Origin of the sequence: Sporosarcina obsidiansis (genome assembly GCF_009651005.1) — a bacterium.
Classification (GTDB): domain Bacteria; phylum Bacillota; class Bacilli; order Bacillales_A; family Planococcaceae; genus Sporosarcina; species Sporosarcina obsidiansis.
Genome location: NZ_WHVW01000013.1, coordinates 56,285 through 73,930, shown reverse-complemented (window position 1 = coordinate 73,930; position 17,646 = coordinate 56,285). Strand labels below are relative to the sequence as shown.

At 40.4% G+C, this 17,646-nt stretch carries 19 protein-coding genes; 18 read left to right on the top strand and 1 reads right to left on the bottom strand.

Features of this window, described 5'->3' with window-relative positions; translation table 11 throughout:
• Positions 1-74: 74 nt before the first annotated feature.
• The 12 genes from GD002_RS11605 (at position 75) to GD002_RS18055 (ending at position 10,705) form a co-directional block, all read left to right on the top strand.
• The gene (locus GD002_RS11605; protein ID WP_153732529.1) at positions 75-3,734 is read left to right on the top strand and encodes a hypothetical protein; all 3,660 of its coding nucleotides are present in this window, start codon (positions 75-77) and stop codon (positions 3,732-3,734) included.
• Positions 3,727-4,398 carry a LysM peptidoglycan-binding domain-containing protein gene (locus GD002_RS11600; RefSeq protein WP_153732528.1) on the top strand — a complete coding sequence of 224 codons (672 nt, stop codon included), beginning with the start codon at positions 3,727-3,729 and terminating at the stop codon, positions 4,396-4,398. Before GD002_RS11605 ends, GD002_RS11600 begins: the two co-directional genes overlap by 8 nt.
• Positions 4,395-5,372: an XkdQ/YqbQ family protein gene (locus tag GD002_RS11595; protein ID WP_153732527.1), complete on the top strand. Its 978-nt coding sequence runs from the start codon at positions 4,395-4,397 to the stop codon at positions 5,370-5,372. The genes GD002_RS11600 and GD002_RS11595 overlap by 4 nt, the downstream gene beginning before the upstream one ends.
• Complete coding sequence (locus tag GD002_RS11590; protein WP_153732526.1) at positions 5,373-5,807, top strand: DUF2577 family protein; 435 nt, start codon at positions 5,373-5,375, stop codon at positions 5,805-5,807.
• Between the two features lie 6 nt (positions 5,808-5,813).
• Entirely contained in the window at positions 5,814-6,239 is a 426-nt protein-coding gene (locus tag GD002_RS11585; RefSeq protein ID WP_228548359.1) for a DUF2634 domain-containing protein, read from the top strand.
• The gene (locus GD002_RS11580) at positions 6,239-7,285 is read left to right on the top strand and encodes a baseplate J/gp47 family protein (RefSeq protein ID WP_153732524.1); all 1,047 of its coding nucleotides are present in this window, start codon (positions 6,239-6,241) and stop codon (positions 7,283-7,285) included. Before GD002_RS11585 ends, GD002_RS11580 begins: the two co-directional genes overlap by 1 nt.
• On the top strand, positions 7,278-7,934 hold the full coding sequence (locus GD002_RS11575) for a putative phage tail protein (protein WP_153732523.1): 657 nt from the start codon (positions 7,278-7,280) through the stop codon (positions 7,932-7,934). The genes GD002_RS11580 and GD002_RS11575 overlap by 8 nt, the downstream gene beginning before the upstream one ends.
• Positions 7,935-8,240 carry a hypothetical protein gene (locus tag GD002_RS11570; protein WP_153732522.1) on the top strand — a complete coding sequence of 102 codons (306 nt, stop codon included), beginning with the start codon at positions 7,935-7,937 and terminating at the stop codon, positions 8,238-8,240.
• Positions 8,233-8,895 carry a hypothetical protein gene (locus GD002_RS11565; protein WP_153732521.1) on the top strand — a complete coding sequence of 221 codons (663 nt, stop codon included), beginning with the start codon at positions 8,233-8,235 and terminating at the stop codon, positions 8,893-8,895. The genes GD002_RS11570 and GD002_RS11565 overlap by 8 nt, the downstream gene beginning before the upstream one ends.
• Before the next feature lie 168 nt (positions 8,896-9,063).
• Complete coding sequence (locus GD002_RS11560; RefSeq protein WP_153732520.1) at positions 9,064-10,386, top strand: hypothetical protein; 1,323 nt, start codon at positions 9,064-9,066, stop codon at positions 10,384-10,386.
• The gene (locus tag GD002_RS11555; RefSeq protein ID WP_153732519.1) at positions 10,383-10,571 is read left to right on the top strand and encodes a hypothetical protein; all 189 of its coding nucleotides are present in this window, start codon (positions 10,383-10,385) and stop codon (positions 10,569-10,571) included. Before GD002_RS11560 ends, GD002_RS11555 begins: the two co-directional genes overlap by 4 nt.
• A complete protein-coding gene (locus GD002_RS18055) occupies positions 10,571-10,705 on the top strand; it encodes a CD1375 family protein (RefSeq protein WP_255425161.1) in 135 nt (44 codons plus the stop codon). Before GD002_RS11555 ends, GD002_RS18055 begins: the two co-directional genes overlap by 1 nt.
• A gap of 43 nt (positions 10,706-10,748) precedes the next feature.
• Here GD002_RS18055 and GD002_RS11550 read toward each other — a convergent pair whose 3' ends face one another.
• Positions 10,749-11,348 carry a hypothetical protein gene (locus tag GD002_RS11550; RefSeq protein WP_153732518.1) on the bottom strand — a complete coding sequence of 200 codons (600 nt, stop codon included), beginning with the start codon at positions 11,346-11,348 and terminating at the stop codon, positions 10,749-10,751.
• A gap of 160 nt (positions 11,349-11,508) precedes the next feature.
• On the opposite strand from GD002_RS11550, the gene GD002_RS18180 reads away from it, so the two are divergent.
• From GD002_RS18180 to GD002_RS11520, 6 genes are all read left to right on the top strand, one after another.
• Positions 11,509-12,180: an SH3 domain-containing protein gene (locus GD002_RS18180; protein ID WP_228548358.1), complete on the top strand. Its 672-nt coding sequence runs from the start codon at positions 11,509-11,511 to the stop codon at positions 12,178-12,180.
• 179 nt (positions 12,181-12,359) lie between these two features.
• Positions 12,360-12,938 (top strand): hypothetical protein, encoded by a 579-nt coding sequence (locus GD002_RS11540; protein ID WP_153732516.1) that lies wholly within the window; start codon positions 12,360-12,362, stop codon positions 12,936-12,938.
• 85 nt (positions 12,939-13,023) lie between these two features.
• Entirely contained in the window at positions 13,024-13,377 is a 354-nt protein-coding gene (locus GD002_RS11535) for a hypothetical protein (protein ID WP_153732515.1), read from the top strand.
• A 3-nt stretch (positions 13,378-13,380) separates the two neighbouring features.
• Positions 13,381-13,647 (top strand): holin, encoded by a 267-nt coding sequence (locus tag GD002_RS11530; RefSeq protein ID WP_153732514.1) that lies wholly within the window; start codon positions 13,381-13,383, stop codon positions 13,645-13,647.
• Position 13,648: 1 nt separating this feature from the next.
• A complete protein-coding gene (locus GD002_RS11525) occupies positions 13,649-14,470 on the top strand; it encodes a peptidoglycan DD-metalloendopeptidase family protein (protein ID WP_194841577.1) in 822 nt (273 codons plus the stop codon).
• A 262-nt stretch (positions 14,471-14,732) separates the two neighbouring features.
• A complete protein-coding gene (locus tag GD002_RS11520) occupies positions 14,733-17,075 on the top strand; it encodes a hypothetical protein (protein WP_153732512.1) in 2,343 nt (780 codons plus the stop codon).
• The last annotated feature ends 571 nt before the right edge of the window (positions 17,076-17,646 follow it).

Genomic DNA, 17,646 nt, shown 5'->3' with positions numbered 1-17,646 from the left:
TCGGCTATAAGTTAGAGCTAAATGAAAAAGAAGCGAAGGAAGCTGAAAAGAAATAATAGAAAGGAGGTTTATCCATGGCTAAACTTACTGCGCGCTTCGATATTCAGGACAAAATATCCAAGAAACTTAGGGCTATTCGCGGCGAAATAGATTCACTTCAAAGGGCTCGGGATCGTGTGAATAAACCAATCACCATGAGTATGAGAGTGAAAGACATGGCGACGAAGATTCTAAAAAGAACACAGATGTTTGTGCTTAAAGACCTTGCAAAGACTCACGCTATCGTCCTTGAAGCGAAAGACAAAGCTACGAAGACGATGACAGCCGTTTCTAACTTCATGAAACGCAGAATGCCAAGAACTCATGCGGTGTTTGTGTCCGCTAAAGACAAAGCATCTCCTATTCTTCAGAAGGTCGGAAAATTTGTTCGGAAAAATATTGCTCGAACGCAAATCATGACCATCCTGGCAACCGATAGGGCAATGCCGATAATACGTCGGGTTGGGAGCCTGGCACGGTCTACGTTATCCAAAGGCTATAACTTTACGGTGCGAGGCGTCGATATGGCCAGTCGTGTCATTGGGCGCGTTTCTTCTTACGCTATGACTGCTATTCCGAAAGTACGAACTTTTACCATTCGTGCGATTAACGCTGCGAGTAGCGTTATTGGAACCGTAAAGAGGGCTTTATTTTCGATTCCCACCCTTATAACAGTAACCCTAGCCGCAGTCGGGGTTGGCAAATTGTCGGAATCAACCGTAGGGGCAGCAATGACCTTCGAAGGCTATGAAGTTTCAATGGATCATTGGCTTAAAGGTAATAAAAAGAAATCCCAAGAACTGATTACTTGGATGGGGCAATTGGCTGACAAAACCCCTTTCAGCTCCCCGGATCTTTTTCCTGCATTAACTCGGGGAATCGGCCTTTCAAATGGCGATATTAATATGGCGAAAAAGATGCTCAGAATTTCAGCTGATATGGCCGCTTTAACACCAGGTTCAACTGTATCAGATGCAATGGAAGCGTTGGGCGATGCTCAGATGGGCGAATTTGAGCGGATGAAAGCCTTTAATATGAAAGTTACTAAGAAGGACTATCAATCAATGGGTGGATGGTCTGGTTTCCTTAATGAAGTGGAAAATTCCTTCGGTGGAGGTTCCGCCAAGTTATCACAAACTGCTGATGGAATTATTTCTACACTACAAGGATATAGGAGTTCTATCATGCGGTCGTTCGGTTCCGGATTTTTAGAGCCGATGAAACCAAGGTTAAGTGCTATCTCAGTTTGGTTGGACAATAATCAGGATAAATGGCAGCGATGGAAGAGCACTGTCATGAAAGCCGGTTCCGACGTTTCAGAATGGCTTTTCAGCAAATTGGAGACTGGTTTTTCTCATATAAAAACAAACTACCTTGAAAACAGCAACTTCAACAATTTGGATTTCGAAGGTAAAATCAAATTCATTTCTGAAGATATTGAAGCGTGGTGGTCTTCTAAAGGTAAGCCGGCACTGAATAATTGGTGGGAATCATCGGGTAAACCTTGGGCAGAAAAAATAGGTTTATTTGTAGGTAAATCAATATTCGAAGGAATCGTTACAGGTATTAAAGAAGGCGGAAAAGCGCTTGGTGGTATGTGGAAAGACGCCTTCAAAGATCCAAGTTTAGGCGCATTCGGCGGTGCAGGAGTAGCGACATTACTTGCGAGTATGCTGGCTAGTCTAGTATTAAGTCCATTAATTACGGCGATTAGTGTACTCGGAAAAGGCGTCAAGGGTGCTGGAAAGATTGCCGGATGGCTTAGCAAAGGTAAAACGTCAAAAGCGACTGTCGCGCCAACCGGAAGTGGGAGTAAATCCGCTCGTACTCCTAAGGTTAAACAGGAGTATAGAATGCCTTGGACGAATCAAGGGGCTAAACCTGTACTTAACGTCCCTAACGCTAAAGAAAAAGGATTCAAACTGCCGAAAGGACTTTCTAAAGGGCTATCGGGTTTAGGGAGTTTTGTCAAGAGAATGCCAGTGCTTGGAACGGCGCTTGGTGCTTTGACTATAGCTACGTCCAGTAAGGAAGATAGGCCAGGTACAGTTGGAGCGGTTGGTGGTGGTCTTGCAGGAGCGGCAACGGGCGCCGCATTAGGTTCCGCTGTCCCGGTCATCGGTACAGCTATTGGAGGGCTTATTGGCGGTGTCATAGGGTCACTTGGCGGACAAGCGGTCGGTGATTGGTTAAGCGACAATTGGTCATCTATAAAAGCTGGAGCGTCTGATGCCGGCGCGTGGATTGCCCAAAAATTCAGTGAGTCTTTTCATTGGGTAAGCAAAACGTGGAGCGGTTTTACTGATTGGTTTTCTAGTTCTGTTTGGATACCCGTTTCGGAAGGCGCGGGCGCAGCTGTTGATTGGGTAAAAGAAAAGTGGAGTGCAGCAATTGGATGGTTTAACGAAAGTGTGTGGAATCCATTAACAGAAGGATTTGACACAACCCTCAGTTTTATCGTTGGTTTATATGACATCGCAGAACAATTAATCAAAATCGCCTGGGGATTTGTCTCTTCTTGGTTTGAAGAAACAGTGTGGACCCCGCTAAAAACAGCGGCTGGTATTGCGTGGGATTGGATATCCGCAAAAATTTCTACTGTTTGGATCGGTATTCAGGTTCTTTGGGGTATGGCGGTTTCTTGGTTTGATTCAACAGTCTGGACCCCTCTGAGCATGGCTGCGTCAATTGCGTGGGAATGGATAACTACTTCCGTTTCAAATGCTTGGCTTGCAGTTCAAACACTATGGGGGTTAGCTGTATCTTGGTTTCAGGAAACAATTTGGACTCCACTTGTAATGGCTGCGAATATCGCTTGGTTCGCGATCACCACAGCTGTCACTTACGCCTGGTCTGTAGTCACGACAATCTGGGGATTAGCAGTATCTTGGTTTGAGGAAAGTGTGTGGATGCCAATTAGAGAAGGCGCTCAACTTTTAGCTACGTGGATTGGAGAGAAATTTGCAGAAGGCTGGAGCTTTGTTACCGGTATATGGGGGGCGGCAAGTGCCTATTTTCAAGAAAATATTTGGTCTCCTATTTCAAATGGTGCTGTTGCGGTAAAAGATGCTATTGTGAGCGCCTTCGGACAAGCTTGGGACTATGTATCAGGCATTTTTACGAAGCTTGGAGATACATGGGACAAGATCAAGCAGTGGGGTGGAAAAGCGGCCGATTTAGGTTCGCGAGCCACCGATTATGTCATTGAGCGGGGTAAGAAAAGACGCGGTCAAAATCAAGAACCTGGATATGCCCTAGGCACAAACTTTCATCCCGGTGGTCCAGCAATCGTCGGTGATGGAGGAGGGCCGGAGTTAATCCGTTATCCAAACGGCAAGATGACTCTTTCACCTAGTACAGATACAATGATGAATCTGCCTCGTGGAACAGAGGTCTTGTCACATAGAAAAACAGCCAAATACTTGAACCAAGTTCCTGCTTACGCTGATGGTATCGGCTTCGAAAAAACGTTCTTACCAGAAGAGCAAGTTCAAGCGGCAACTTCCACATCCAGAGGTGAAAACTCCGGATCGTCAGGCAACGGTCCACGAGAAATCAATATCAACTTTAACGGAAATAATCATTATTCCAACGATATGGACGCTGAAAAAGTCGGGAAAATCGCATACGACTATATCAGACAGGCTTTGCTAAACGAAGAATTCGAGGGAGGGGAGATGGTGGTAGATGTCTAAAAGTAAATACGAAATGTGGCTGACGTTTGGTAACGGGAAAGAGAAATTACGCTTTCCCGTTATGCCAGGCGTTTTAAATGTGAGTAACGGTTCTAATAATGAAAATGTAATGATTTCTAGGCTTGGCGAAGTGACAATCATACAAGATCCTGTCGCTAAGATATTTCAATTTAGTTCCTTCTTTCCGCGTGAAGAATCCCCTCTCGTTGAGTATTCAGGCATTCTTTATCCGTGGGATTATATCAAGATGATCGAACGTTGGAAAAACAGCAGAAAACCCGCTCGTTTTATTATTACTGGTACGCCTATCAATTTTGCCGTATCAATCGAAGACTTTTCTTATCGTGAAGGTGAAAAAGATGTGGGTGACTATGATTTTAACCTTGTACTAAAAGAATATAAGTTTATCGAGGTCAGAAAGATGCCACGAACCAAGACGCAACCGAAGAAAGAAAGGCCGAATACAAAAGCTGTTCCCAAATCACATGTTGTGAAAAAGGGAGATACACTGATAGCTCTTGCTCGTAAGTATTACAACGATAGCAAGCGTTGGGAAGATATTTGGAAGCTGAATAAAGATGCAATCATCAAACGTGATAAGCGCAACTTAAAAAAGCCTGGTCACTATATCCATATTGGTGCAAATCTGAGGTTGCCAAAATGATAGAATTATTTTTAGTCAAACCAGACGAAGTCACTGAAATCCCAACAGAGTCAATTACATGGTCCGGCAAAAGATATAGCGCCGCCCGGAAGATCGAAGCGAGAATTTTAATTGCCCCTGGCACCGGACGAAAAGTTGTACGTGTCGAAGAAGGTGACACAGTGCTTTTCAAGTGGTTTAAAGAGGAGTTGTTCCGCGGTATTGTTTTTGGCAAGAACCGAACAAAAGGCGGCATGATGACTGTGATTGCTTATGATATTATGCAATATTTGCTGATTAATAAAACAGTCAGGGTCTTTACGAAAAAGAGAGTGGATCAAATTGCTACCGCCTTGATGAAAGAGTTCGAAATACCGATTGGATCGATTGTGAATACTGGTCACGTGATGAAAGTACGTACCTACAAAAATGAAACGAGCCTGTACGACATCATATTGGACGGCATGATTGAAACGCTAAAATCTACAAGCAAACGATTCCGAATGTATTCGCAAAAAGGAAAGTTTATGCTTCGGCCTCTTGCTTTGCCGGATGATATTTGGGTGTTAGAAACTGGCGTGAATATTGAAGATTATTCATATTCTACGAGCATCGAGGAAACAGCAACGCAAGTAACGATGGTTGCCGGTGAAGAGAAAAAACAGATTTCCGTAACAGTCAAAGATGAAGAAGGCAAGAAGAAGTTTGGAGTTCTGCAGTATTACGAGAAAGTCACTGACAAGGTCAATAAGGCGCAGTTGAAAAACCGTGCTGATCAGGCTTTGAAACGCAAGAAAGGCATTCAGAAGGAATTGTCCATCGAGGCTAGAGGGAATGCTGGACTAGTAAGCGGCGAGCCAGTACGAGTGATTGAAAAGGACCTTGATATCAATAAGATTTTCTACGTAGATAACGATACTCATAACTTCTTCGGCAACAGACACACGATGTCTTTAAAATTGATCGAAAACAACGATATCGCGGAGGTGTCTTAGATGCTTGATATCATGAAAAGAGCCGCATTAAAGGGAATGTTAGCATCCGGTCCGGTAGAACTCATGGAAGCAGTTGTTACACAAGCGCCTCCTGACCTGAAAATCGTATTAAAAAGTGATTCGAAACTGCCAATTCCAAAGGAGATTATTATCGTTGCTGAACATCTAACCAGGCACACTAGGATAGTGTCCTTGAATTACGAGTATCCAAAATCATGGGAAAAGATTTCCGATATTGGCGATGAAGCAAAAGAAACTATTTCTTCTCGCACTAATATCGGGTCTGCTCCATCGGTGCCTTATGAGCAATATGAAATGAAGTATGCACGAATAACTTTTGAGGACGTACTAAAAGAGGGTGATGAAGTACTTGTTACATCACTTCAAGGTGGGCAAATTTATTATATTGCGGACCGTGTGACTCGATATGAATAGAAGGGAGTGATTCAATTGAGTATTTCACCGGAAGTGGATGTAGACGTCTTTAACTTTGATGATGATACTCCAAGAGAGACATCGGCAACGTTCCGTTTTGATTTTGAAACCAATCGGATCACCAATGAAATCATAGATGGATTGCCTGCAATAGAGCAATTCATATACCTAACATTAAGAACCAGACGCTTTATTCATCCGATTTTCCCAGATGACACCGGCGAAGAGGTACACGATTGCGTAGAGAATCCTGAAAATACGCTTGCTTATAAGAAATCTGAGATACCACGCTTGATTGAAGAGGCGCTAATTTACGATGATCGGATTGAACGTGTATACGGATTTGTTATTACGGAGGTAGAAGATTCCTTGTATGTGAGTTTTGAAGTCGACACAGTAGAGGGTTATCTGTCGATACAGGAGGTGTACTGATGTTTGAGCACAAAACATTTGAGCACTTGATGGAGAAATCCCTACCTGAGATTCCGTTGCACCTGGACAAGCGGACCAGCAGCATCATTTATGCAGCTGTTGCCGTCAATAATATGGAAATGGCAGAGATGTATATTTTGCTGGATCGCATATTTAAATTGGCTTTTGCCCAGGATTCAAGCGGCGAATGGTTGGATAAAAGGGCGCATGAAGCGGGTGTCGATAGAAATCCGGCGGTAAAAGCAAAACGAAGGGCAACCTTCAACATTTCTGTAGAGAATGGAGAGCGTTTTTTTGTTGATGATTTGTTCTACCGCGTTATTGAAAATGGCGTGGTGGAATGTGAGGAAGAAGGAACGATTGGCAACCGGCCGCCGAATGACTCGGAACTCTTACCTGTTAGCAATATTCCTCACCTGGAAACTGCAGTTCTTGGAGAAGTCATTATTCCAGGTGAGGAAGAAGAGTCAGATATATCCCTGCTTGAACGTTTTTTAATTGAACGAAGGCGGAAAGCTACAAGTGCTAACAAGGCCCATTATAAAAAGTGGGCCGAAGAGGTGGAAGGTGTAGGTAAGGCAAAAGTATTTCCACTATGGGCTGGAGAAGGCACCGTCAAAATCATAATAGTCAATTCTGAGATGAAGCCTGCTTCACCGGAATTGGTTCAGGCGGTAAATGATTATATTGATCCCGTACCAGGCATGGGAGAAGGCGAGGCACCGATTGGAGCGACCTTGACAGTTGAAAGTGCGCAAAATAAGGAGATTACAGTCCGCGCCAAAGTTTCTTTACGTGGAAATACGGTTGAAGGCGTTTCCGAAGAAGTTGCAGAAGAACTCAGGGGCATGTTTAAAAGCCTTTCTTTTACCGACACACCAAATAACGAAAAGCCGGCTATAAAGGTAGCCGCAATCAGTAATATCCTTTATCAAAATAAGTGGATCAGCGATTACTTAAACGTGTTAATCAACGGTTCCCCTGAGAATCTGGAGCTGGAGGATGTAGAGATCCCGTATCTATTGGCGGTGGATTTATATGAATAGACTAGAGCGCATGAAGTCATATCTTCCTGAACATTTTGCCGAATCACCAGAAATCATTGCGATTTTAGAGGATGGCGATCGACGCTTTGAAGAGTTGAATTTAGCGATGGACGATGTGTTCAATCAGTTCTTTGTAGAAACGGCGACGTGGGGGCTGGATAAGTGGGAGTATGAGCTTGAAATATTTCCTTCTACCACAGAATTTCAAGAGCGACGAAATCAAATTCTCAGCAAGTTAATCAACCAGACGCCAACGAATTATAAGGCGCTTGAAAATGAAATCAACCGTTTCTTGAGTAGTCCAACATCTAAGGTTAGGTTAATAAAAGGCCGTTATGCAATGGAAATCACAATTCCTCTAGGTGATATCAAAGAATGGTTGTCAGCTGAACTAACGAATACAATTGAAGAAATGAAGCCAGCTCATTTGGCAGCTCTATTTATCGGTATTGTAGATGGTATATTGGGAATAATCACCGCAAAACAATACACCTTCCCGGTCCCGTACCCGACCACCGGCACGTTCTATACTGCACCAATTAACGGCGTGGCATCGAAAGCAACAGTCGAAGCAGAATCAAAATCATACAACTACCAAGTCCCGTATCCGATTACAGGGACTTTTTATTGTTCGGAAGGGGGCTATTAAATGATTTCATTACTAGAAGACGAAACACTTAAATTTTGGGATCGCTTGATGGTTGGTGCAAAGGTGACCATTGACGGAACAGAGCGGGACTATCCCATCCATCCGTCATCATATATAGAAGGCAACACTCTAAAGAAATTCGTGTACCTCAGTACTGAATCTGGCCATGTCACACATGCGTATATACATGACCAGCATGGCAGACGGATTCGTGAGAAAACAATGGATATAAAAAAAGATGGGAACGGACTAATGGTCACGTTCTTTCTTTCATTGGAGATAAAGGAGGGAATTACGAGTGGCTGAACCATATGTATATGTGCCGTTTAAATGGCTGAATCAAATTATCGAACAAGATGAATTGGGCAATACGATTTACGAAAAGGACCAAAACGGCAACATCGTTTTCTGGAAGGACGATTTAGGCAATACAATCATTGATCCGATTACCAAACAGCCTATTCCTAAACCGAAGTTACTGCAGGTAGGAACGAAGCATTCCGCTGAACGTGAAAACCACCAAGAGCAGGGCATAGCGAAGTCACATGAACGGCTAGACCAGCATGATAATGACATTCTTCGCCTGAAGATTCAGCAGGAACTCGACGGCAAAGCCCCAGGCAATAGCGGGACATTCGCAGACACATTCGACAGCGAGCCAAATAAGCTGGTACGGCAAACAGCCTGCGCAGTTCTAACAGCTCCACGATCGGCAGGCACAACGGTCTTGAACGTAGACAATACAGACGGATTCCGACCGTTCACAGAAGTGACGATCTACGACGCAACCAATCACGAGGATGTGCTTATCACGGATGTCACAGAGTCCACAATCACCGTCCAGCCGCTGCAGCATGATTATGTTAAAGGTGCGGTCATTGCTCGGAGTAATGCGGCTATTGCGGATGGCCGGATTGGTGCAGGTAGTTGGGGTACTTATTCTATGATAGAGGTGGTTTAATTGGCTCAGATTTCATTAAAGACAACCGAGAGCACAAGCAGAACACAGACTCAAACGTTTACTATCCCTGACCTAACAAAATTAAACGGGGTGACCGTTAACACAGGTACGGTCGAGATAGTAAGTATAGATGCTGATAAAGTCACAGTTAGAACTACAGGTGGAGCGGTGACAAGGACAATACAAACGGGTGGTAGTTATACGCCTGCTGACAGCAAAACAGCTACCGGTAGCAGAACCTATGAAGATACAGGAAAAAAAGATGTAGGCGACTCCTCTGTAGTAAGTTTGGGAGGATCATTTCCGGGGAGTATTAGTTATAACAGTGGCGGTTATAGTGGAACACTATACCCAACTAGTGGATCGTCATGCGGTAGTTGGGTACACAGTTCGGGTATATATTATTACAGGAACTGTACTAAAAATTATTCAGGGACTGTCACAAAACCTGCGTCTGATACTCGGACTTATGCGTATTATTATCAATACAATGTGACGTTTAACTACGAGACAAATGTGGCACCAACTATCTCAGTAAACACACCAAACAACGCTACCCTCTACGAAAATGACACATTTCTGGTAGACGGTTCGGCGAAGGACACTGACGCGGGAAACGTAGTAATCGTACGTTACCAAATCAATAATGGCACAGCTGTAGCCATCGAGACTAAGGTCAGCGATGGCACAACATCTATTCCATTCAGCCGGCAGTTTACGTTTAAGGGCGGAAAGCTCCATTACAACGGCTCGGCAATAACAGAGGCACTCGACGAGGGTACAGCCCACACACTCAAAGTTTGGGCGGAGGACGATCAAGGCGGAAAATCGGAGGTCATCGAGCGCACTTTTTACGTCGTTCCCAACCGTCCACCAAAACTAACGATCAATCCGTTTGAGACTCTATCAGATCTAATCAATGCCGATAAGGTGACATTCACCGGCTCTACATCTGATCCGGACGGTAATGATATCATCGTTTCGTACAAGCTAAACGGTGGACTGGCTACAGAGGTATATCGCGGCAAGGATGGGGATTGGTCGTTTGATCTCCTCTTATCGGCTTTAAAAGACGGTGAGAATACAATAGTTGTCGAAACAGTAGATTCCTATAATTTCAAAACGTCTCTGACACGCAAACTGAATAAGCAAGCCAACCTAACGCCTTTAGCCAATTCCGTGCAGCGGTACACCATCGTACCCCCTGCTGGATCAGCACAAGGCGTTTTAATGTGGTTGGAACGTGATGAAAGCCAATATGTCAAAGCGGAAATCAGCATGACAAATGGAACTGAACCAGAGAATTTCGTTCCGATGATTTGGAATGACGAGGATATAAAGGACGATCCGCAACCGGGACCAATTTCACCAGGAGTAGTCGAGGACTTTCTAAAATTCCGTGCTGATTCTCCTGCAGAGAAAATTGCTATTAAGCTGTCCTGGACAGGCGACAAACCAATCTTTAAAGTATCGGGGGCGTTATTGCAATGAGTGTACCTTTGGTGAGACGTAGACTTCCGGATGGATCGTTAGGACCGCTAGAACCGGCATTTCCGGAAATGACTGTACAGATGGATCCTGCGATGCTCATTTTGTACGAAGCTGTGGCTGGGCTGCAAGAGCAAGTGGTTATGCAACAAGAAGAAATTGAGCGATTGAAAGGGGGTGCTGAATAATGGTTTATCAATACATGGTGCCAGTGTACGGGTTGCTTGTTAAGGCAGGCGTACGTGAGATTGAGAGTTTGCCGAAGCAGTATCAAGTGCCGGTTGCGGAGTATTTGTCGGCTGAGGTGGAGAAAGAGAAGTAAGAAGTTACCGAGAGTATAGATAAAGCCCTAAAAATTCAGGGCTCTATTCTTTACAATAGTTAATGAAGTTAATACCTAACTGTGTGATAGTAAGTGTTTTTACTGTTGTACCACCGAGGAATGACATATAACTACCTTCTAAGAATCCATACATTTCTAATCTACCTGAGGCCTGTGCAATTCTTGCTTTCTCTGTAACGTCTTCTGTATCTGTCTGCTTGTATTCTGAATAGACTAAGAGAACCTCAAATTCTAGGACGGTTAAATTTGCTAAGGCATCGAGAAAAATTCTTCTTTCATCGTAATTGCTATCAAGTGTTGGCTTTCGAAGTATGTTAATAAAAAAGTTTTTGAAGTACTCTCTTTTCTTAGTTGAAGATTCTCTTTCAATTTCATCATTTATCCGTTCTATTAGAGCTATTAGGCTTTCTTTGTCATGAACATCGGCAGAGGGTAGGTGTGATTCTGTACCTGAGATCTGTTCGGACAATTCTTTATAAAAAGTTTCTAGTCGTTTGAATCGCTTTTCTTGTTTTACAGAAAAATAGGAAGTAGCTAAAGCTCCACCGACATACGGAACTAATTGCAAACCTGTTTGTATAGTAATGTCCCATTTTTCTCTACTAGTAAGTTTTTCATCCATATTGATCATCTCGCTTTCTAAGTTCATTCTCACATAGAAATGGGAAGTTGAGTAGAGGGATTAATCAACAAAGTCGAAAGAGAAGGGAAATAGTCGTAGGTTAATAGAAGGATAACAATCCCTCTCTGTCGAATATTGGATGGCAAGGGGGGTGAATATAATGATTCTGAGAATACTGTTTAGATGGTATTTAGTAATGACCTTATTTTTATGTGTATTTTTGGTTTATGATTTTGAAGTGATAGCAGCTGGGAAAACGGAGAGTGCTACTGTAACTACGGACATTTTGAATGTAAGAGAAAAGCCTAGTACCTCATCTAAAAAAGTTGGTACATTAAAAAAAGGCAATAAAGTTACTGTGTATTCAAAAACAAAAGATGGTTGGACTCAGATCCAATATAAGAAAAAGAAAGCTTATGTTTCTACTAAGTATTTAAAATTCAGCTCCAGTAGTAACAGTGCGAAGAAATGGGCAGGAAATTATGAATACATCGGATCCGGAACAGGTGGGGGAACTGAACTTACTATTAAAAATGTAACTAACAGTTCTTTTCAATTCATATTAACCGAATACTGGAGAGAAGATCCGAAAGGTTATGGAGATTATGTATACTATGAAAATGAATTAAAAGGAAAGGCCTCCTTAAAGAATGGTTCTGGCTACTATAATCATAAAGACTGTAGGGTCGTATTTGATTATGTATCGAAAGAAAATATTCTCGGTAAAAATGCAGTTATTACAAATGTCAGCGGCCCATGCAGTGTTGGTTATAATGGCATTAACTTTAAAAAATTTCCTGAAACTGAAGAATTTATGTATATCAGAAGATAGTTTCATGATTATGATTGAAGAGTAAATTAAAAGTTGAACGTCCAAATACGGGCGTTCTTTTTGTTTCTGTTTGTGGAGTATTTAGCTGCAGAGGTTGAGGTGGAGAAAAAGTCTTAGGTAAATAGAAGGGTTCCTCTCCTCTTTTGTCGAAACACGAATGAAAGGGGAGGGAGCCATTTGTGAAGCACTTATTAAAAATTGAATTTATTATAATTGGGGTCTTTGGGTTTTTATTAATTCCTGTTTTGGTTAACTTATTGTTTCTGAGTTGGGGAACTACTATCACTAATGGCGAAACCAATTCATGGATAGGTTTTTTTGGGAGTTATATCGGTTCTACGATAGGTGGTTTATTAACATTAGTTGGTGTGATTATGACTTTAAATTCTCGAAAGAAAGATTCTGAAAAAGAGCAGAAGACTGAATTAAAAAAGTTGATTTTGTTAATGAAAGAAGAAATCTCGGAGAATTTAAAGTTGATAAAAAAGCTAGATAATTTCCCTTGGTCAGAAAGTAGAGAAAAAAATGTGTTTTTGGGAAAAGAAAACATTTTAGATATTTTAATGTGGAGACAAATGAAGTCCGACTCCCTATTATTATTAGATATTGATATTCTTAAATGTTTGGCAAAGACTTATGATTTAATTGATAAGTATAATGAAAATGCAGGGAAAGATAAAGACGAAGTTCAAAACTTAAGGGAGACTTTAGAGCGAATGAAGTTGAAATTGGAAGAAGAATTAAAAAAATTAGGCTGATTTTAATACGAGCGGATTCAGAACGTCCACCCGGGCGTTCTTTTTTGTATCCATTTATAAAGAGAAAAGTGTGGTGGGGTGAGATATGACACAGCAAGAAGTGGAGGAAAAAACCATGGAAAGCATTGTACAAGATCATGAGAAACGGATCCTTGAACTAGAAAAGAGTTATGGCGAGGTTAAGAAAGAAATCACGGTTGTGCAGACTTCCCAGAGCAAGATTGAAAGTATGCTGTACGATCAAAATACCGAGCAAAAAAAGTTGATCAATGAACATCAAGCAGAACAAAAAGAGCTGATGGGTACGTTGCTTCATCACACACTCGGTATCAAAAAGGACAATAACAAGCAACGAAAAGATATCCTCATTGCTTTATTCGGCGGTGGGGGTATTTTGTTTTTGCTGATCGAATCACTACAAAAATGGATAGGGGGATAAATCATGACAGAAGTATTAATCTTTGCAACGGTGCTGGCGCCAATCATTTTGGCATTAGTCCAGTTGGTAAAAAAGACTGTTAACATTAAAAATAATCTAGTATCGCTCATCGCATTTACGGTGGGCCTTTTTGTTGGGGTAGTAGCTGCTCCGTTTACAGATTTAGATATTGTATTGCGATTATGGTCCGGTGGATTGGCTGGACTGGCTGCTACTGGATTGTTTGAGTTGATGGATAACCAGGATGGCGAAAGTAAGGAGGGTAAATAATATGTCTTACTACAAAAAACCTGCTCATGGTTTTATCACATCATTCTTCAGTAATGCCCGGAAAAACCCTGTACTTGGTATGATTCGTCCACATCAAGGTATCGATATTTCAAACGCCGATGACAATACAATTATGGCCGCTGCGGCAGGTAAAGTGCGCGTCACTGGACATACCAAATCTGCAGGCAACTATATTATCATTACTCATCCTAATGGCCAGGAAACGAATTACAGTCACTTATCTAAAATAGATGTGCGTAATGGTCAATCTGTAAAGCAGGGTGAGAAGATAGGCGTTAAAGGCACCACCGGCAACAGCACTGGCATCCATCTGCACTTTGAAATCTCTAAAGGCCGATGGACAGGAAACTTTGCTGATAAGTTAGATCCGGTTCTGCATTTTGTGGATCCGGTGACTAAGGAATTTCAGGGTTGGTTAAAAGATTTAGGATATGACGTGGTTGCTGATGGTTATTATGGAGAAAGCACAATTACTGCAGTAGCGTTGTATCAAAAGCGTAACGGTCTTACTGTGGACGGCTACGCAGGCCGTGGTACGTATGCACATATTAAAGCGGCGGCTACACAGACGGTAGCTGCAGTAGATAAAAAAGAGGAGGCGAATCGTGTGTGGGTTGAATTTTCAAGTCCGACATTAAAAAATGAATTCGTGAAGTTTATGGAATCTAAAGGTCAACAGGACATTGCTGTGAAGCAAGGTGTAGCTCAAGGCTTTAGCAAGTCGTGGGAAACAAACGAAAAAGCAACTCCTGGCGATAAAGCGGCGCTCGGATTGCTAGGCATGATTCGCGAAAAGAAATAAATAAGAAGCATATGGCCATAATGAAAACGTTGATACAACGCGTTTTGTAAAATGGCCATATCATAGTTAAAGCGACTCTATCCATTATCGGACGGAGTCGCTTTTTTTATTTGTCTATAACGACCGGATGAGCAGTCGTGGAAAAGCACCCTGTCAAGTTGTATGGGGTGCTGTTATTTTTAGTAATTAGGGAGTGAAAATTATGCTATAATATATGAAATACATGGTAAAATTAGTGATAATAAATATTATGGAGGTTAAAATGCTAAATAATACTCTCATTCCATTCAACGAAAACCTTGCAACTAAGTTTTATTTTGGAAAATCAATTACTGAGGTTATATTTAAACAATTAGAAAATGAGTTTTTCATAGAAGGGAATGAGAGAATAGATTTTCAAAAAAATTTGTTTGGCCATTCCTTTAAATTAAAGATTATTAATAATGTTGAACGGAAGACGATTGAAATTTCTACCACAGCTATCTCTTTTTTTCCACAACTTAAAGAAGAATCGGAGATTGAAGATATTAGAAAACGAATCTTCAAACACGTAGCAAGAAAGGACGATGTTTATCGGATAACATCTGAACAAAATTTAACATCCTCCATTGCTTCAATGTTGAAAAACGATCTCCGTGGCTGCGCTAGCATGCTATATTACTCATTACATAAGTATACAAACTCGCTACTATATAGTTTCTTCAATAATGTTATATCGATAGAAGATCATGAAATAATATTTGACGAAATTGAGCATTATACTAGTAATATGTTCAGAAAGTTCACGGAAACATTTAAGGTAGAAGATATAAAAGAAATTGAAGATCCTAATGAACTAATAAATTATTTATCACATAATTCCAGTGCTAGTAAAACCACAAAGTCTAAAATAGATCCTTTTATGCTGCTTATGTATACTTGGAATAGCGAATGGGATTGTGAATTGTTTCTGAATCCAAACGTAAATTTTATATCTAACAACCTGTTTGGAATAGAATATAAAGGAAGTTCACTGGACAGTTACAGAGAAATATACACCGAGTTGGGTAAATTGGGTAGAAACCATGAAAATAACGTAAAACAGGCCATTGCTTATTCTTTAATTAAATCACTTGAAGATAGCGAGCGTAAAAATGTATGGCTATTTTTTATTATCACATTAAGACTTTATTGGTTAAGACAAACTGCTGATTACGAATTTGACTTTGATGTAAAAACCTCGGTCAAGGAAATGTCTAAATTGGTTCATACCATAAAAAGTTTGATCGATTTAATTAATTTAAATGAAACTAAAAGTATATCGAAAGAGAGCGCCCCTTATAATCAAACTATAAAGGAAGAAGAAAAGAAGGAAACAATCTTATGTCCATTATATAGTATTGATTATGACTTTCCCAAGAATTTAATTAATGAGGATAGAGAAAAGAAAGTTTCCTTATTCATGTCAGTAATTCATTTAGATTCTAAATTTAATTATGAAAAAATATTATCCGCATTAAATTTCACACCACATATTACCAATCAGAAAGATTGTTTTATTTACGAGATTTCTAATAAAGACTTTTCGATATATCTTTATGTAAACCTGAGCAGTGAAGGAAGATGGGTGTTTTGGTTCGAAAACAATAGTGAGCTTTTTAATTCACATTCAGAAAAAGATTTAAAAGACAGTTTCCAGGATTTTTTCACAACACTATCCGAGAGTTACTTAGATTACCACGGAGAAAGATTAGACACTAATCTAGTTGGCACTAATCCACTTTTTTTAAATGAAACAACTTCTTATATCAGTATTAAAGGTATGAATAATTTAGAGTTTGAATTATTAAAGAGGAGGATACAACTTGAATCTGAGTTGGTTCGAGCATTTGAAATAATGCTAGGAGAAGAGGAAAGGCTTATAAATCTTCTTAATATAGAAATCGATGTACATTTTTGGTTAAGTTTTCAACTTGAAGCAGAGCAAGCAATGAAAATTATTGAAGATAATTATTCTAGGTTAAATTTTGGCTTCATAATTTTAGATGAGCCCCATGAAATACTACACTCCATGGTGGAGACACTAAATTCGCGTGTTGGAATGTTTAAATATTTTATTTTAATTAGCACATCAGAACTGCAAGAATTCTTAAATGCCGGGAAATCTGAAAACATCCTTTATGAAGTGTTAATGCGAATCAATAATCAGTGTTATAACATTATTGATGAAAATGGCAGTGGTGTTGAACATGTTGAGGAAATTTTAAATAATTGTATTAAACTCAATTCTGAACTTTCGGTTATCTATGCAACAAAAGGTTACTGGTATTTGAAGAGAGAAAAGGATTTTGAAAAAGGGAAAGAATGGTATGAGAAATCGATAGAAATGGATAAGAAATATAACAATGGGAAATTTGCATCGGAGCTAGAACAAAAGTATCATTTAGAGTTAGCGAAATATTATCTTGAGAATGATAATAATAAAGAAGCTGCTTCAAGGTATATAGAAGTTGGGATGCCCAAGGATGCGCGTTTTTTAAATGATTTTGAAGAACTCATAAAAGAATATGATATGTATATCCCACCACCAGTGGTTGATCTAGTTGCTGTATCTGCTGAAGATTGAAGGAGAAAGTAAAAATAAAGTAAAGACTTAATGTCTTTACTTCAGCTTGTAGACAAACTAATCTTATTCAAAAAATGTAGGCTTTCTGTTTTTTTTTAAGATAGATAAGCTACTTACTAAAATCAATGAAATACGCTAGTTGATCGTAGTGGAAGGCGGCGACTCCTGCGGGAATAGCATGAGCTGAAGACCCCGCAGGAGCGTAGCGACGAGGAGGCTGAAGCCATGCCCGCGGAACGCGTCCGCCTGGAATGTAGATCAACGGTATTCTTCCCACTTACTTTGCTTTTGTCTACAGTCTGAAGTAAAGACTTAATGTCTTTACTTTATTTTTATTTCAACAAAATTAAGATTTTTTGTCTGGTGGTTATTTTTTTTAAATAGTCTCTCTGTTAATTGGATTGGTTTTAATGAAGAGTGAGAATTTTTTTGAGTATTCATTGAGCTCAACTCCTAATTGATTATGTAATAACGCTAATTATAGCAAACACTATACTAAAAGTATAGCGGATTATTGCTCCATTAAAATCTTTCCCCCTCGTTAGAAGTATTAAACATGTAAGCAACGTTC

Bases quoted from the DNA above. Each gene is read 5' to 3' on its own strand.
- GD002_RS11525 (WP_194841577.1), top strand. From the start codon at position 13,649: ATGTCTTACTACAAAAAACCTGCTCATGGTTTTATCACATCATTCTTC.
- GD002_RS11590 (WP_153732526.1), top strand. From the start codon at position 5,373: ATGCTTGATATCATGAAAAGAGCCGCATTAAAGGGAATGTTAGCATCC.
- GD002_RS11535 (WP_153732515.1), top strand. From the start codon at position 13,024: ATGACACAGCAAGAAGTGGAGGAAAAAACCATGGAAAGCATTGTACAA.
- GD002_RS11580 (WP_153732524.1), top strand. From the start codon at position 6,239: ATGTTTGAGCACAAAACATTTGAGCACTTGATGGAGAAATCCCTACCT.
- GD002_RS11555 (WP_153732519.1), top strand. From the start codon at position 10,383: ATGAGTGTACCTTTGGTGAGACGTAGACTTCCGGATGGATCGTTAGGA.
- GD002_RS18055 (WP_255425161.1), top strand. From the start codon at position 10,571: ATGGTTTATCAATACATGGTGCCAGTGTACGGGTTGCTTGTTAAGGCA.
- GD002_RS11570 (WP_153732522.1), top strand. From the start codon at position 7,935: ATGATTTCATTACTAGAAGACGAAACACTTAAATTTTGGGATCGCTTG.
- GD002_RS11595 (WP_153732527.1), top strand. From the start codon at position 4,395: ATGATAGAATTATTTTTAGTCAAACCAGACGAAGTCACTGAAATCCCA.
- GD002_RS11600 (WP_153732528.1), top strand. From the start codon at position 3,727: ATGTCTAAAAGTAAATACGAAATGTGGCTGACGTTTGGTAACGGGAAA.
- GD002_RS11520 (WP_153732512.1), top strand. From the start codon at position 14,733: ATGCTAAATAATACTCTCATTCCATTCAACGAAAACCTTGCAACTAAG.
- GD002_RS11550 (WP_153732518.1), bottom strand. From the start codon at position 11,348: ATGGATGAAAAACTTACTAGTAGAGAAAAATGGGACATTACTATACAA.
- GD002_RS18180 (WP_228548358.1), top strand. From the start codon at position 11,509: ATGATTCTGAGAATACTGTTTAGATGGTATTTAGTAATGACCTTATTT.
- GD002_RS11605 (WP_153732529.1), top strand. From the start codon at position 75: ATGGCTAAACTTACTGCGCGCTTCGATATTCAGGACAAAATATCCAAG.
- GD002_RS11530 (WP_153732514.1), top strand. From the start codon at position 13,381: ATGACAGAAGTATTAATCTTTGCAACGGTGCTGGCGCCAATCATTTTG.
- GD002_RS11575 (WP_153732523.1), top strand. From the start codon at position 7,278: ATGAATAGACTAGAGCGCATGAAGTCATATCTTCCTGAACATTTTGCC.